The organism is Pseudomonas sp. GD04019 (assembly GCF_029837695.1).
In the GTDB taxonomy this organism is placed as follows: domain Bacteria; phylum Pseudomonadota; class Gammaproteobacteria; order Pseudomonadales; family Pseudomonadaceae; genus Aquipseudomonas.
This window is the reverse complement of record NZ_JAOEEA010000001.1, coordinates 1-14,727: the sequence shown is the minus strand read 5'-3', so window position 1 is coordinate 14,727 and position 14,727 is coordinate 1. Positions and strand designations below refer to the sequence as shown.

14 protein-coding genes are annotated in these 14,727 nt (G+C 65.9%); 6 read left to right on the top strand and 8 right to left on the bottom strand.

Annotated features, from left to right (window positions below):
* Positions 1 to 74 precede the first annotated feature (74 nt).
* Complete coding sequence (locus N7607_RS00070) at positions 75 to 1,148, bottom strand: DUF748 domain-containing protein (RefSeq protein WP_279865021.1); 1,074 nt, start codon at positions 1,146 to 1,148, stop codon at positions 75 to 77.
* A 135-nt stretch (positions 1,149 to 1,283) separates the two neighbouring features.
* On the opposite strand from N7607_RS00070, the gene cysK reads away from it, so the two are divergent.
* A complete protein-coding gene (cysK, locus tag N7607_RS00065) occupies positions 1,284 to 2,258 on the top strand; it encodes a cysteine synthase A (protein WP_279865022.1) in 975 nt (324 codons plus the stop codon).
* A 178-nt stretch (positions 2,259 to 2,436) separates the two neighbouring features.
* On the opposite strand, the gene N7607_RS00060 is transcribed toward cysK, so the two are convergent.
* The 3 genes from N7607_RS00060 to N7607_RS00050 form a co-directional block, all read right to left on the bottom strand.
* Positions 2,437 to 3,342: a DMT family transporter gene (locus N7607_RS00060; RefSeq protein WP_279865024.1), complete on the bottom strand. Its 906-nt coding sequence runs from the start codon at positions 3,340 to 3,342 to the stop codon at positions 2,437 to 2,439.
* Positions 3,343 to 3,576: 234 nt separating this feature from the next.
* Positions 3,577 to 4,320: a TorF family putative porin gene (locus N7607_RS00055; RefSeq protein WP_279865025.1), complete on the bottom strand. Its 744-nt coding sequence runs from the start codon at positions 4,318 to 4,320 to the stop codon at positions 3,577 to 3,579.
* A gap of 96 nt (positions 4,321 to 4,416) precedes the next feature.
* The gene (locus N7607_RS00050; RefSeq protein WP_279865026.1) at positions 4,417 to 6,171 is read right to left on the bottom strand and encodes an amidohydrolase; all 1,755 of its coding nucleotides are present in this window, start codon (positions 6,169 to 6,171) and stop codon (positions 4,417 to 4,419) included.
* A 104-nt stretch (positions 6,172 to 6,275) separates the two neighbouring features.
* On the opposite strand from N7607_RS00050, the gene N7607_RS00045 reads away from it, so the two are divergent.
* From N7607_RS00045 to N7607_RS00030, 4 genes are all read left to right on the top strand, one after another.
* A complete protein-coding gene (locus N7607_RS00045) occupies positions 6,276 to 7,193 on the top strand; it encodes a LysR family transcriptional regulator (RefSeq protein WP_279865027.1) in 918 nt (305 codons plus the stop codon).
* A gap of 107 nt (positions 7,194 to 7,300) precedes the next feature.
* A complete protein-coding gene (locus N7607_RS00040) occupies positions 7,301 to 8,119 on the top strand; it encodes an amidohydrolase family protein (RefSeq protein ID WP_279865028.1) in 819 nt (272 codons plus the stop codon).
* A 45-nt stretch (positions 8,120 to 8,164) separates the two neighbouring features.
* Positions 8,165 to 9,802, top strand: a complete 1,638-nt coding sequence (locus tag N7607_RS00035; protein ID WP_279865029.1) for an AMP-binding protein — start codon at positions 8,165 to 8,167, stop codon at positions 9,800 to 9,802.
* Between the two features lie 2 nt (positions 9,803 to 9,804).
* Positions 9,805 to 10,980 carry a CaiB/BaiF CoA-transferase family protein gene (locus tag N7607_RS00030; RefSeq protein ID WP_279865030.1) on the top strand — a complete coding sequence of 392 codons (1,176 nt, stop codon included), beginning with the start codon at positions 9,805 to 9,807 and terminating at the stop codon, positions 10,978 to 10,980.
* Positions 10,981 to 11,098: 118 nt separating this feature from the next.
* On the opposite strand, the gene N7607_RS00025 is transcribed toward N7607_RS00030, so the two are convergent.
* The 4 genes from N7607_RS00025 to N7607_RS00010 form a co-directional block, all read right to left on the bottom strand.
* The gene (locus tag N7607_RS00025) at positions 11,099 to 11,611 is read right to left on the bottom strand and encodes a SprT family zinc-dependent metalloprotease (RefSeq protein ID WP_279865031.1); all 513 of its coding nucleotides are present in this window, start codon (positions 11,609 to 11,611) and stop codon (positions 11,099 to 11,101) included.
* Positions 11,612 to 11,644: 33 nt separating this feature from the next.
* Positions 11,645 to 12,316, bottom strand: coding sequence for a Yip1 family protein (locus tag N7607_RS00020; protein ID WP_279865032.1), 672 nt, complete (start codon positions 12,314 to 12,316; stop codon positions 11,645 to 11,647).
* Positions 12,317 to 12,438: 122 nt separating this feature from the next.
* Positions 12,439 to 13,038 (bottom strand): Yip1 family protein, encoded by a 600-nt coding sequence (locus tag N7607_RS00015; protein ID WP_279865033.1) that lies wholly within the window; start codon positions 13,036 to 13,038, stop codon positions 12,439 to 12,441.
* A gap of 167 nt (positions 13,039 to 13,205) precedes the next feature.
* Positions 13,206 to 13,796, bottom strand: a complete 591-nt coding sequence (locus N7607_RS00010) for a DNA-J related domain-containing protein (RefSeq protein WP_279865034.1) — start codon at positions 13,794 to 13,796, stop codon at positions 13,206 to 13,208.
* 85 nt (positions 13,797 to 13,881) lie between these two features.
* Here N7607_RS00010 and ttcA point away from each other — a divergent pair, with 85 nt between their 5' ends.
* Positions 13,882 to 14,709, top strand: coding sequence for a tRNA 2-thiocytidine(32) synthetase TtcA (gene ttcA, locus N7607_RS00005; RefSeq protein ID WP_279865035.1), 828 nt, complete (start codon positions 13,882 to 13,884; stop codon positions 14,707 to 14,709).
* Positions 14,710 to 14,727: the final 18 nt, after the last annotated feature.

Below are 14,727 nucleotides of genomic sequence, written 5' to 3'. Positions count from 1 at the left end.
GGAGAAGGATGCGGCTCCACAGCGGCCAGGACAGCAACCCACTGGTGTTTCTCTGCGTACCAACCAACAGTGCATCAACGCTCCGGCGGGGCGTTCTCGTAGCGTGCATTGAACGCTTGAACGAAGCCGTTACGCAGGATGGCGATAAAGGCCTGGAAGGGGCTGACGTCCTGGTCCCTGACGCTGCCTGACAGCTCCACGCGCGTGGCGAACTGATTCTTCTGCTGGTTCTTCAGCAGCGTTTCGCTGCCGCCGACCAGGGCCTCCCAGATGGAGCGGAAGAAGCCCTTGGATTCCTGTTCCACGTCCTGCTGCCAGTTGAATACGTCGACATCGCGCAGCAGCGGCTTGATGTAACCACTGAGCTGCCCCTCGTCGGCGGTGGCCTCGATCACGATATCGCCGCTGCCGGCGTTGAAGTCGAATTTTCCATAGGCACTGGAGAAGTCGTTGAGCCGGCGCAGTTCTACGTCGGTGGCGCGCAGGCGGAATTCGAAGTCCTCGAAGTTCTCGAAGGGGTCGAACACCGCGGTGGCCTCCAGCGGCGCGTGGTCGAGTAGGAGGGCGCGGCCTTCGAAGCGCGCCACCCGCTCGCCGCGCTCGTCGGCGACGTTGGTTAGGTTGTACAGGCTGGCGTTGACGTCGCTGGCCTGCAGGTCCACCGGCGGTTGCGAGGTGAAGTTGCGGAAGGTGATGCGGCCGTTGACCACGCGAATCTCGTTAAGGGTGATCGGCAGCAGCTTCTCCAGCTGGGCGCGCCAGTCCACGCCGGCACCGGTCTGGGTATCCTCGGGGCGCTCGCCGCCATCGACGAAGTTCAGTTCGGGGCTCTCGAACACTACCTTGGCTACCACACCATGGTCGTACCACAGGGCGTGCCAGCTCACCGCCAGGTCGATGGCCGGGGCGTCCAGCAGCGGTACCGGCACGTCACCGTCGACCTTGACGATCTGCAGGCCGTTGATCCGGTAGGCACCGCGCCACCAGGCCAGGTCCACGTCGGCGACCTGGCCACGGTAGTCGCCCATGTCCGCCAGCTTTTCATTGAGGTAGTCGCGGACCAGGTAGGGCAGGGTCAGGTGCAGGACCAGCAGTAGAGCGAGCAGGCCGAGCACGATATAGAGCGGCAGGCTGTAGCGGCGTTTCATGGTTGGCGTCCGTCGCAGCGGGTGTTTGTTGATGGACTGCCCAACGTGGCGCGGAGTTCGACCCGTCTGCGCTGGACGATCCGCGCGGCCGGGCTTAGGCTGTTTGGCCTCGGTTTTCCACAAGGACAAAGGATCATGAGCCGCATCTATTCCGACAACGCCCAGTCCATCGGCAACACCCCGTTGGTGCAGATCAACCGCCTGGGCCCCAAGGGCGTCACCATCCTGGCGAAGATCGAGGGGCGCAACCCCGGTTATTCGGTGAAGTGCCGGATCGGCGCCAACATGATCTGGGACGCCGAATCCCGCGGCCTGCTCAAGCCGGGCATGACCCTGGTCGAGCCGACCTCCGGCAACACCGGCATCGGCCTGGCCTTCGTCGCCGCCGCCCGTGGCTACAAGCTGATCCTGACCATGCCGGCCTCCATGAGCCTGGAGCGGCGCAAAGTGCTCAAGGCCCTCGGCGCCGAGCTGGTGCTGACCGAGCCGGCCAAGGGCATGAAGGGCGCCATCGAGAAGGCCAACGAAATCGCCAGCGCCGACTCGAGCAAGTACTTCCAGCCGCAGCAGTTCGACAATCCGGCCAACCCGGCCATCCACGAGAAGACCACCGGCCCGGAAATCTGGAACGACACCGACGGCGCGGTCGACGTGCTGGTGGCGGGCGTCGGCACCGGCGGCACCATCACCGGCGTGTCGCGCTACATCAAGAACACCCGGCACAAGCCGATCCTCTCGGTGGCCGTCGAGCCGATCGCCTCGCCGGTGATCAGCCAGACCATCGCCGGTGAAGAGGTCAAACCGAGCCCGCACAAGATCCAGGGCATCGGCGCCGGCTTCGTGCCGAAGAACCTCGACCTGTCCATCGTCGACCGCGTCGAGCAGGTTGGCGACGACGAGTCCAAGGCCATGGCCCTGCGCCTGATGCAGGAAGAGGGCATCCTCTGCGGCATCTCCTGCGGCGCCGCCATGGCCGCCGCCGTGCGCCTGGCCGAGAAGCCGGAGATGCAGGGCAAGACCATCGTCGTGATCCTGCCGGACTCGGGTGAGCGCTACCTCTCCAGCATGTTGTTCAGCGATCTGTTCAGTGAGCAGGAGCTGCAGCAGTAAGCAATTGCACCGCTATGAAAAAGCCGCCCTCGGGCGGCTTTTTTGTATCCCCTCTCCCTTTGGGAGAGGGGTGGGGGTGGGGTTATATCCGGCAACTGCGAGTTGCCTGCAGGGCCCTCACCCTAACCCTCTCCCGGAGGGAGAGGGGACTGGTCTGCAGGGCTCCGACTCTCCGAGTTCACGCTTTGGCCGGCGCCACCCCCGGCGCACTCGGCCGTACCACCAGCCACAACGCCACCGCAATCAGCGCGCAGCCCGGCAGATAGGCCCAGCTCAGTGGCTCGCCCAGCAGCAGGGCGCCCCATAGCACGCCGAATGGCGGTATCAGGAAGGTGGTGGTGGAGGCCTTGATCGGGCCGATATCGGCCAGCAAGCGGAAGTACAGGACGTAGGCGAACGCGGTGCAGACCAGGCCGAGGGCGGCCAGCGACAACCACACTTCGGGCCCGCCCCAGCTGGTGGGCATCTGCCAGGCTAGGCTGCCGGCCAGCAGTGGCAGCTGGAACAGGCTGGCACCGACCAGGCTGGCGAAGGCGGTGAGGCGGTTGTCCAGGCCGCCCTGCTGGCCGATCCAGCGGCGGGTGAGGAAGCCGGCGAAGCCGTAGCAGATGGTCGCTACCAGGCAGGCGGCGGCGCCCAGCAGCAGCGGCAGGTCGAAGGCCACCGGGCCGGTGCGGGTCAGCACGGCCACGCCGAACAGGCCCAGCGCCACGCCGGCGGCCTTGCTCGGGGTCATCGCCTCGCTGAAGAACAGTGCGCCGATCAGCACACCCATCAGCGGCGTGGTGGCGTTGAAGATCGACGAGTAGCCGGCCGGCAGCACCAATGCGGCCAGGCAGTACATCACCGAGGGCAGGCCGGCGTTGATTACGCCCAGCACCAGGCAGGCGCGGAATTTGCCGTGGAAGTTCCAGGCCGGGCGCAGTACCAGGAGGAAGGCGAACAGGCCGAGGGCGCCGAGGCTGGCGCGGAAGAAGGCGGTGGGCAGGCTGCCCAGCACCGGCACGGTGATGCGCATGAACAGGAAGCTGGCGCCCCAGATGGCGGCGAGCAGCAGCAGACGGAACAGGTCGGCGGGTTTCATGGAGCGGCTCCAGGCAGGAGCCGCCAGCTTACGCCGCCGCGATGGCAGCGCAATCCGCAGCTGACTTTCAAATCGACCATACAGTTATCTCAGCCTGGAGCCGGTGAGATTCGCGATGGTCAGATGCGCGGGTTGCACCCGCCCTACACCTTGACTGCATGCGTAGGACGGGTGTAACCCGCGAGGGTAGTCTCGGGGTTGCGCGGTCTGCGTTCGCCCTACGCATGGCGCCGATCAGAAGGTCTTGCTGGCGCTCACCACCAGGTCGGCACCGCACAGGTCCTCGTAGCCCATGAAGCTCAGGCATTCGGCGTCCGACAGGTCGGTGTCGACGTAGCTGACGCCCCAGGTCACGCCGGCCAGTTCGCGGTTGAGCGAGAGCTGCCAGTTGTCGTAGTCCTCGCGCGAGTCGCTGTAGTCGGCGTTGAAGAACACTCCGTCCTTGTAGTCGACGTTTTCCCAGCGCAGCTCCAGGCCGATCTCCAGCGGCAGTTGGGTGCGGTAGCCGGCGTAGCGGGTGAAGGCGGTCTGCTCGGTGTCGTGGGAATGCTTGCCGCCGACGAACAGGCCGTAGGCCTCCAAGGTCAGGTAGATGTCGCTGCCGTTGAACTGGCTTTCGCCGGGGAAGGTGGAGCGGTTGTAGTAGCCGTCCAGGCTGATGGCGTCGCCGATCTGCCAGTAGTAGCCGAGGTAGTAGTCGATCTCCTGGCGGGTGCCGAAGTGGTCGTCATTCTCCCAGTCGTGGCCGAAGTCGACGTTGCTGGTCCACACCCCGGCATACAGGCCGCTGGCATGGCTGAGCATCAGGTCGAGCTGGGCGGCGGGGTCGCCCAGGGTCTGCGAGATGCCGCTGTTGCGGTAGTCGCTGGCGAGGGTAGGGGTGATGGCCAGGGAGAACTGCTCGTTGAGCTCGATGGCCTGGGCTTGCAGGGCACAGCCGGCCAGGAGGGCCAGGGTGAGGTGGCGATGGATGCGCATGGAATAGCCTTGTGTTGTGGTTATTAGGTCGGCAGTTCAGGGCGAGCCGCTCCGCCGCACGGCCAGAGGCGCACGGTGGAGGCGGTGGGGTGGGGCTTATTGGCGTTGGGCGGTTGCTTCGCTCGGGGCCTGGTACACCGGTTTGCCGGCGAACCAGGTTTGCAGCACCTTGGTGTCGAACAGTTCGGCGTCACTGACCTTGAACACGTCGCGGTCGAGGACGATCAGGTCGGCCTGCTTGCCGGGTGCCAGCGAGCCGATGCTGGCGTCCAGGCGCAGGGTCTTGGCGGCGTTGATGGTGTAGGCGCGCAGCATGGTCTCGCGGTCGATGCTCTCGGCCGCGTTGAGCACGCCGAGCGGGCCCTGGCGGGTGCTGGCCTGGGCGATGGCGTTCCACGGGTTGGGGCTGGACACCGGCCAGTCGCTGGCCCCGGCGATGGTGGCGCCGGCCTTGTGCAGCGAGCGCGCCGGGTACTGGAAGCGGTAGGCGTAGGCGCTGACGTAGGGTTTGACCAGCTCCTCGGTGTAGCTCTCGGCGGTGGCCCACAGCAGTTGCATGGAGGCGATCACGCCGAGCTCCTTGAAGCGCGGGAACTCCTTGGGATTGACCAGCTGCAGGTGGCTGATGCTGTGCGGTATCTGCGCCGGGCTCTGCTGGCGGGCGTACTGCACGGCATTCAGCGATTCACGCACCGCCCTGTCGCCGACCGCATGCATATGCACGATCCAGCCGCGTTTCTCGGCGGCGGCCAGCAACGGGCCGAAGCCTTGCGGGTCGATCAGCAGCTGGCCCTGCTTGTGGCTGTTGCTGTACGGGTCGATCACCGCGGCGGTCTGCCCCGGGTATTCGAGGATGCCGTCGACAAACACCTTGAGGCCGGGGAAGGTCAGGTTGGGCACGCCGGCGAACTGGCGCATCACGTCGGCCTGCACCGCGAGGTCGTCGGGTTTGCTCTGCGGATGGGTCAGCAGCAGGGCGGCCACGTGCACATTCAGCTCACCCTTTTCAGCCAGCGTGCGGTACAGCGGCAGCACGCCGAGGTCCTGGGTGGTGGGCCGCATCTCGAACAGCGATTGCTCGCCGCCGCCATTGGCCGCCGCGTCCATCCAGGCGGTGACGCCGACTTCCAGATTGATCCGCACGGCCTCGCGGGCGGCCTTCAGCATCATCGCGTCCGAGGGCTTGGGCAGCTGGCTGCGCACCCGGTCCCAGCCGGTTTCGCTGAGGTAGCCGGTGGGTGTCAGGTCCGCCTCGTGTTCGATGTAGCTGGCCTCTTTCTCGTCGAGGGTCTTGATCAGCGCGGCGTCGATGCCGACGCGGCGCAGCATGGCCTGGTTGGCCCAGCCGGTGTGGCCGTCGATGCCGTCGAGCACCAGCGGCTGCTCGGCCCAGCGGCCCTGGTTGAAGCGCTTGGCCAGCGCGCGGCTGTCCTTCCAGTACGCCGAGCTGGCCCCGGAGATCACCACGATGTCGCCCAGGCGCGCGGTGCCGGCCTGGTCCTGTTCGATGATCCACTGTTCCAGCTCGGCCAGCGGCTTGACCTCGTCGTACAGGTTGGCGCGCAGGCTGGCCAGGGCGCCCATCACCGGGTGGCTGTGGGTGTCGATCATGCCGGGCATCAGCACCTTGCCGGCCAGGTCGACGCGGCGGGTATCGGCATCGGCCAGGGCGAGGATCTGCGCATCGCTGCCGACTTCGAGGATCTTGCCGTCTTCCACCGCCACGGCCTGGGCACGTGGTTGGCCGGACTCGGCGGTGAAGACCTGGCCGTTGAACAGGATCAGGTCAGCGGCGGCCATGGCTTCCATTGAGGAAAAAGCCAACGAGCTCGCCAGTAGTGCTCTTTTCATGATGCCCTCTTGTTTTTATTGATCTGGCGGCGAGACTAGCGAAAGCCTGCCGGTGGCAGAACGCTGCCGACGCGCACAAGCTTTTTGCCGAAAAGGAAAAAATCATGGACAAGCTCGGGGCCTTGGCGATGTTCGTTGCCGCGGCCGAACAGGGCAGTTTCAGCCGCGCCGCGGAGCTGCTGGGCAAGACTCCCTCGGCCCTGACCAAGGCGGTCGGCCACCTGGAGCGCGAGCTCGGCGCGCTGCTGTTCGAGCGCAGCACCCGGCGCATCGTGCTGACCGAGGTCGGCCGCCTGTACCTGGACACCGCACGCCAGGTGTTGCAGCGCCTGCACGAGGCCGGCGAGGAGATCGACCAGCTGCAGCACGGCCTGCACGGCACCTTGCGGCTGACCGCGCCGCTGGCCTTCGGCCGCGCCTTTCTCGACGAAGTGTGCGCCGGCTTCCTCGCCGAGTACCCGCAGCTGCGTCTGCGCGTGGACCTGTGCGACGCCTTCGTCGACCTGGTCGAGATGGGTTACGACCTGGCCCTGCGCGAGGGACCGAGCGACCTGCCGGGGCTGATCGCCCGGGTGGTCGGCAAGAATCGCATCTACCTCTGTGCCAGCCCCGACTACCTGGCGCGCCACCCGCAGCCACTCACCCCGCAGACCATGGAGCAGCACGACTGGCTGATGTACGCGCACCCGGCGCTGGGGCGTGAAGGCTGGTGGGTGGAGCAGGATGGCAAGCGCATCTGCCTGCCGCACCCGCGGCGGGTGCGCCTGGAGAGCGACAACTACGATCTGCTGCTGGCCAACGCCGTGGCCGGCCTCGGCGTGCTGCACACGCCGCAGTGGAGTGTCGCCCCGTTGCTGGCGCAGGGGCGGCTGGTGCGGGTGATGGGGGAGTACCGGATCGACCCGGACGCCTTCGGTGCCGACATCCTCGCCGTCTACCCCAGCCACCGCCGCGCCACCGGCAAGGTGCAGGCGTTCATCGATTACCTGCAGCGCTTCCTCGGCGAGCGCGGCTTCGCCTGAGCCAGGCGCTGAGCGGTGGGGTCAATCGCACCGAGCACTTGAGTCATTGAGGGGCGGGGAGGGCCGGCCTAACCTGCTTCGATCGCCAATGGAACGAGGAGCTGCGGATGAACGCCATCGATGCCTGGGCCCAGCCTGCCAATGGCCGCCTGCGCGAGAAGATGCCCGAGGTGGTGCGCCTGCTGGAGAAGTCCGGCACCGCCGAGCTGCTCGACCAGGCCATGAGTATCGACGAGACCGTGGCGCACATGGACGCCGCCGGGGTCGACAAGCTGATGCTGGCCGCCTGGTGCCGGCCCGAGGGCTGGGTGTTCAGCAATGATGAGATCGCCGAGTACACTCGCGCCTATCCGGACCGTTTCGTCGGCGTGGCCACGGTGGACCTGAGCAAGCCGGTGGCCGCCGTGCGCGAGCTGGAGCGGGCGGTGCTGGAGCTGGGCTGCAAGGCCCTGCGCATCGTGCCCTGGCTGTGGAAGCTGCCGCCCAACCATCGTCTCTATTACCCGCTGTACGTGAAGTGCATCGAACTGGATATCCCGTTCTGCACCCAAGTCGGCCACACCGGCCCGCTGATGCCCTCGGAGACCGGCCGCCCGGTGCCCTACCTGGACGAGGTGGCGCTGGACTTCCCCGAGCTGCGCATCGTCGGCGGGCACATCGGCCACCCCTGGACCGACGAGATGATCGGCCTGGCCTGGAAGCACGACAACGTGTTCATCGACACTTCCGGCTACCTGCCGCGCTACTACCCGCCGCAGCTGCTGCAGTTCATGCGCAGCTACGGCAGCCACAAGGTGCTGTTCGGCAGCAACTTCCCCCAGCTGCCGCTGACCCGCTGCATGCAGCAGGTCAAGGAGCTGGGTCTGAGCGCCGAAGTGCAGGCGCGATTCCTCCACGAGAATGCCCGGCGTATCTTCAAGCTCTGAACGGCCCCGCCCGCCTTTGACAAGAACAACAACAAGAGAGCCCGCATGACCGAACAACTGCCGTTACAACGTTTCCAGCACTGGCTGGACGCCAGCCCCGACCGCGTCTGGCTGCGCCAGCCGGTGGCCGGCGTCTGGCATGACTTCACCTGGCGCCAGGTCGACGACCAGGCCCGGCGCATGGCCGCAGGCCTGCTCGCCATGGGCTGCGCTCCGGGCGACCGGGTGGCGATTCTGGCGAAGAACTGCGCCGAATGGTTTATCAGCGACCTGGCCATCCAGTTGGCCGGGCTGGTCAGCGTACCGCTGTATCCGCTGCAGTCGGCCGAAAGTGTGGCGTATGTGCTGGAGCATGCCGGATGCAAGGCGATCATCCTCGGCAAGCTCGACGAGCCGGAGAAGTTGGAGGCCGGCATCGGCCCGCAGGTCAAGCGCATTGCCATGCCATACCCGACCCTGCGTGCCGACTATCAGTGGCACGAGCTGCAGGCCTATCCGCCGCTGGTGGGTGGTCATGAACAGCATGGCGACGAGTTGCTGAGCATCCTCTATACCTCCGGCACCACCGGCCAGCCCAAGGGCGTGATGCTCTCGGCGCGGGCCATGGGCTTTTCCGGGGCCAATGCCTCGGCCGAGATGGACATCGGCCCGCAGGACCAGTTCTTCTCCTACCTGCCGCTGTCACACGCGGCCGAGCGCTTCCTGGTGCAGTTCAACAGCCTGTACAGCGGCGCTGGCGTGGCCTTCGTCGAGTCGTTGGAGACTTTCGCCAGCGACCTGCGTTACATCCGCCCGACCGTGTTCTTCTCCGTGCCACGTCTGTGGACGCGCTTCCAGCAAGGCGTGCTGGAGCGCATTCCGGCGGCGAGGCTGGCGCTGCTGCTGCGCATCCCGCTGCTGGGGCGGCTGGTGGCGAGCAAGCTGCGCGCCGGCCTGGGGCTGGATCGTGCGCGCATCCTGGTGTCCGGGGCGGCGGCCATCTCCACGGGGCTGCTGGAGTGGTACCAACGCATCGGCCTGGCTATCTGCGAGGGCTACGGCATGACCGAGCACTTCGCCTATGGCTGCTTCAACCGCCCCGGCCAGGTGCGCCTGGGTTCGGTAGGGCGGCCAATGCCGGGGCTGGAGATGCGCCTCGGCGACTCCGGGGAAATCCTCTTCCGCAGCGTGACCCTGATGCAGGGCTACTACCGCGACCCGGAGAAAACCGCGGAAACCATTCGCGGCGGCTGGCTGCACACCGGCGATAAGGGCGAGGTGGATGCCGACGGTTATCTGCGCATCACCGGGCGGGTCAAGGACATCTTCAAGACCAGCAAGGGCAAGTACGTGGCGCCGGCGCCCATCGAGGGCGAGATCGCCAAGAACACCTGGGTAGAGCAGGTCTGTCTGATGGGCAGCAACCTGGATCAGCCGCTGGCGCTGATCGAGCTGTCGCCGGCCGCCCGCGCCCAGCCGCGCGAGAAGGTGGCCGCCGATCTGCAGGCCACCCTGCACAGTCTCAACGCTAACTTGCAGCCTCACGAACGCCTGAGCCACCTGCTGCTGGTGCAGGACAGCTGGACCGTGGACAACGGCTGCATGACACCGACCATGAAAATCCGCCGCAATGTGCTGGAGGCGCGCTACGCCGAGTGTGTCGCCCGCCTGCCGGCCGAATCCTCTGTGCATTGGGAAAACTGAACATGAAAGGCCCGCTGTCTTCGCTGAAAGTCCTGGATTTCTCCACCCTGCTGCCGGGGCCGTTCGCCTCTCTGCTGCTGGCGGACATGGGCGCCGAGGTGCTGCGCATCGAGTCGCCCACCCGGGTCGACCTGGTGCGCATGCTGCCGCCGCACGCGGACGGCGTCTCCACCAGCCACGCCTACCTGAACCGCAACAAGCGCTGCCTTGCCCTGGACCTGAAGAAGCCCGAGGCGCTGGAGGTGGTGAAGCGTCTGGTGGCGGAGTACGACATCGTGCTGGAGCAGTTCCGCCCCGGGGTGATGGACAAGCTCGGCCTCGGCTATGAGGCCCTGAAGGCGATCAATCCGCGGCTGATCTACGTGTCCATCACCGGCTACGGCCAGACCGGACCGTACAAGGATCGTGCCGGCCATGACCTCAACTACCTGGCCATCAGCGGGCTCTCCAGTTACACCGGTCGCCGTGATAGCGGTCCTCTGCCGCTCGGCGTGCAGGTGGCGGACATTGCTGGTGGCTCGCTGCACGGGGTGATCGGCCTGCTCGCGGCGGTGATCGCCCGGCAGAGCACGGGGCAGGGCCAGCACGTGGACATCAGCATGACCGACTGCGCCTTCAGTCTGCATGCCATGGCGGGCGCCGGTTTCCTCGCCGGCAACGTCGAGCCGGACATGCAGAACCAAGTGCTCAACGGCGGCAGCTTCTACGACTACTACCGTACCCGCGACGGCCGCTGGCTGTCGGTGGGCAGCCTGGAGCCGCAGTTCATGCAGCAGTTCTGCGCCGCCCTCGGCCGTCCGGAACTGGCGGCAATGGGCCTGTCGCCCAAGGATCAGGAGAAACTCAAGGGCGAAATCGCCGCCGAGGTGGAAAAGCACGACCTGGCCGAGTGGCAACAGCGCTTCGCCGAAGTGGACGCCTGCGTGGAGCCGGTGCTGAAGCTCTCCGAGGCGGTCGAGCATCCCCAGCTCAAGGCCCGTGGCGTGGTCACCCAGGTGCCGCGCGAGGGCAAGCCGGCGCAGGCGCAGATCGCCTGCCCGATCCGTTTCTCGCAAGGGCTGGAGTCGCCTCGGCATATCGGAGCAGCGGTCGGTGCGCACAACGACGAGGTGCTGCGCGAGCTGGGTTATGACGAGGTAGAAATCGCTGCGTTCAAGACCAGCAAGGCCCTCGGGTAGCCCGGATGCAATCCGGGGACGGGCTGCTGGCTTCCCGGATTGCATCCGGGCTACGGCCTGGGCTGTTCACCCCTCTCCCCATGGGAGAGGGGCCGGGGGTGAGGGATCGTCAGCGCGCCTACTCCACCCGCTGTTCACCGCTGAATATCAGGGTCGCCCGGCAACGGCGGCAGAAATAGCGCCGCCCCTTGCTGACCAGGCCGTGGCGCTGGCTGGAGAAGGGGAACTCGCCGTCCGGGCACTGGCACAGGTAGAGGTAGCGGGTAACCTTGCGCCGGCCCACGTCATAGTTGTGGCAGCGCTCCGGCGGCAGCTCGTAGACGCCGCGCATGATCAGCTGCCATTCCTCGCCGTGGGGCTGGATGCGCGGGCCGAACAGTTGGTGCGCCACCAGGTGCGCCACTTCATGGGCCACCGTCTGTTTGAGGAAGTGCTCGCGGTTCTCCGCGTACAGCTTCGGATTGAAGCGCAGCAGGTTCTCGTGCAGGTGCGCCACGCCGGCCTTCTGCCCGCGCAGCTTGAAGCTGATCTCGGGGCGGGCGAACGGGCGCTTGAAGAAATCTTCGGCCTGCTGGTAACAGGATTCGACGCGGTGGTAGAGCGATTCGGGCATGCGGCAATTATGCCGCAATGCCCGGCGCGGCCAAACCGACCGCTGGTCGCGTCAGTCGTTGCTGTGCTGCTGCTCTTGCACGGTCGGCCTTTCCTCACGGGTCGGGTAGCCCTGTTCCGGCGTGGTGCGCTCGTACACCGGGTGCGTATAGAAGTGCCAATGCAGGATGGCCGACACCAGCAGGGTGACCACCGACAGCACCGCCACCGCCCATACCGAGCCGGCGTAGAGCATGCCCTGCTGCTGGCGGATACGCATGAAGGTGGGCAGGCCGACGAACAGTAGGAAGGTCGAGTAGGCACAAGCCAGTCCCAGGGCGATGATCGCCAGCCAGCGGCTAGGGAAGACCGCCGCCAGACCGGCGAGGAACAAGGGCGTAGCGGTGTAGGCGGCGAAGCCAATGCACTGGTTCAGCGAGGGCCGAGTATCGAAAGTGCGCGACATCCAGCGGATGAAGCCGCCCATGATCAGGGTGCCGATCAGCGCGGTGAAATAGACGCTGAGGGATAGCAGCAGGGCGCTGCGCTCGTCCAGGAATACCCGCTCGTCTTCGGCCAGGCTCCAGCCAATCGCGGTGGTGCCGACGTACAGGCTCACGGCGGGAATCAGGGCGAGCAGCAGCAGATGACCGAGATAATGGGCGGGGTGCTGTTCCTCTTCCTGCCGGATCTCGTGCCAGGCGGCGTCCGGATGGGTGAACAGGTTCAGGAAATGCGGAGTCATGGGGCGACGCTCCTCTGCGGGCCGGCTTACAGCCTTAGAGCCCACCTGGTGCCGTCGGGGTTCAACTTTCTTCAAGCAAACCACAAGGCCGCCCGTGGGCGGCCTTGTGGTTTGACGTCCTATCAGTTGGTGTAGACGGGCCCCACACCGAAGCCCCAGAGGATCACCGAGCAGGCGATCATCGCTACCAGCACCACCAGGCCCACGGCCAGCACCGAACTGGAGAACATGAAGCCTTCGTCCTGGGGGATGCCCATGAAGGTGGGGATGCCGGCATACAGCAGGTACACCGTGTAGCAGACCGCCACCGTGCCGATCAGCATGCCCAGCCACAGGCTCGGGTACAGCGCGGCGACGCCCCCGATGAACAGCGGGGTGGCGGTGTAGGCGGCGAAGACGATGCACTGGGTGAGGGTCGGATTGGAGTCGTAGGTGCGCGCCATCCAGTGGATGAAGGCGCCCATCACGGCAACGCCGGCGATCATCGCCAGGTAGGACATGATGGTCATCTGCAACGCGCTGCTCGCCGTGAGTTTGACCGCCTCGCCATCGCCGATGCGCCAGCCCACCTCGGTGGTACCGAAATAGGCGCAGAGCGCGGGTATGGCCGCGAGAATCAGGACGTGGGTCAGGTACATGTGGCTGATGGATTCCTCCTCGCCACGGATTTCCTGCCACTCTTGGTCGGGATGGGTGAAGAGCCCCCAAACATGGTGGATCATGCAGACACCTCCTCTTGTTATTGTGCGATCGCCCCGGAGCGTAGCGCCCGGCGCGCATGCTCAGCGCTGCCGGGTGCCGGCCGAATCACTGCGACCGTATGCCGCAGTATAGGAGAAGGCCGCAGCCCGCATGAACCGTGGCTTTAGAGCGAATCGCTCTCTGAGAGTCAGCCGTAATAGCGCTGCAGTATTTCCATCGCCAGGTTGATCGACTGCAAACGGCTGGTACTACCGCCGCGATCGGGGTGGTGGATGCTCACCAGTTGCCGGTAACGCTGCTTGATAGTGGCGAGATTGAGCGGCCGGTCGCCGTTCAGCTCGAACAGTTCCAGGGCCGCGCGCTTCTCGTCGCCGCCCTGCATGCGCGTCCAGAAGCTGGAGAGCAGCTTCTCCACGTCGTCCTCGGTGGTGTCGCGCAAATGTTGCAGATTGAGATAGTAGTCACGTAGCGGGTCGTGTTCGGCCAGTGCGTCGGGGCCCGCTCGCCAGGGTTGCAGCTGCACGCACAGCGGGCTGATCTCCAGGTGCGCGCTCTGCGTCTGCCACAGGCGATCCCGCAGCAGGTAGAGGGCGTTGAACAGCAGGAAGTGGGTGCGGTACAGCACCAGCTTGTCGGCCAGGCCGAGATTGGGGATATGCGTGGAGTGCCGAGCCTTGAGCTGCTGGATCAGGTGGAACTCGCTGATGCCAGCCGGCGCTTCGCGGAGCAGGGCGTGCAACTGGTCGGGCAGGTCGAGGGCGGGATCGAGGTCGTTCATCCGATCAGCCTAACACGGGCTGCCTAGCGCCGGCTTTGTGCGTAAAATGGCCAGCTTTTCGCCTTCACCCGGATTCCCGAGCACCATGTCCAGCAGCCTTTCGGTCAACCAGAACAAACTGCAGAAACGCCTGCGCCGCCTGGCCGGCGAAGCCATCGCCGACTTCAACATGATCGAGGATGGCGACAAGGTGATGGTCTGCCTGTCCGGCGGCAAGGACAGCTACACCATGCTCGACATCCTGATCTACCTGCAGAAGGTGGCGCCGATCAAGTTCGAGATCGTCGCGGTGAACATGGACCAGAAGCAGCCCGGCTTCCCCGAGCACGTGCTGCCGGCCTACCTGGAATCCATCGGCGTGCAGTACCACATCATCGAGAAGGACACCTACTCGGTGGTGAAGGAGAAGATCCCGGAGGGCAAGACCACCTGCTCGCTCTGCTCGCGCCTGCGCCGCGGCACCCTGTACACCTACGCCGACGAGATCGGTGCGACCAAGATGGCCCTCGGTCACCACCGCGACGACATCCTGGAAACCTTCTTCCTCAACATGTTCTACGGCGGCACGCTGAAGGCCATGCCGCCCAAGCTGCTGTCCGACGACGGCCGCAACGTGGTGATCCGCCCGCTGGCCTACTGCAACGAGAAGGACATCGAGGCCTACTCGGTGATGAAGGAATTTCCGATCATCCCGTGCAACCTGTGCGGCTCGCAGGAGAACCTGCAGCGCCAGGTGGTCAAGGAGATGCTGGTGGACTGGGAGCGCAAGAGCCCGGGCCGCACCGAGATCATGTTCCGCGCCCTGCAGAACGTGGTGCCGTCGCAGCTGGCCGACCGCAACCTGTTCGACTTCCAGAGCCTGAAGATCGACGACAGCGCCACGCCGCGCTTCCTCGATGTGATGAACCTGTGATTCCCGACCGGCCGCCCA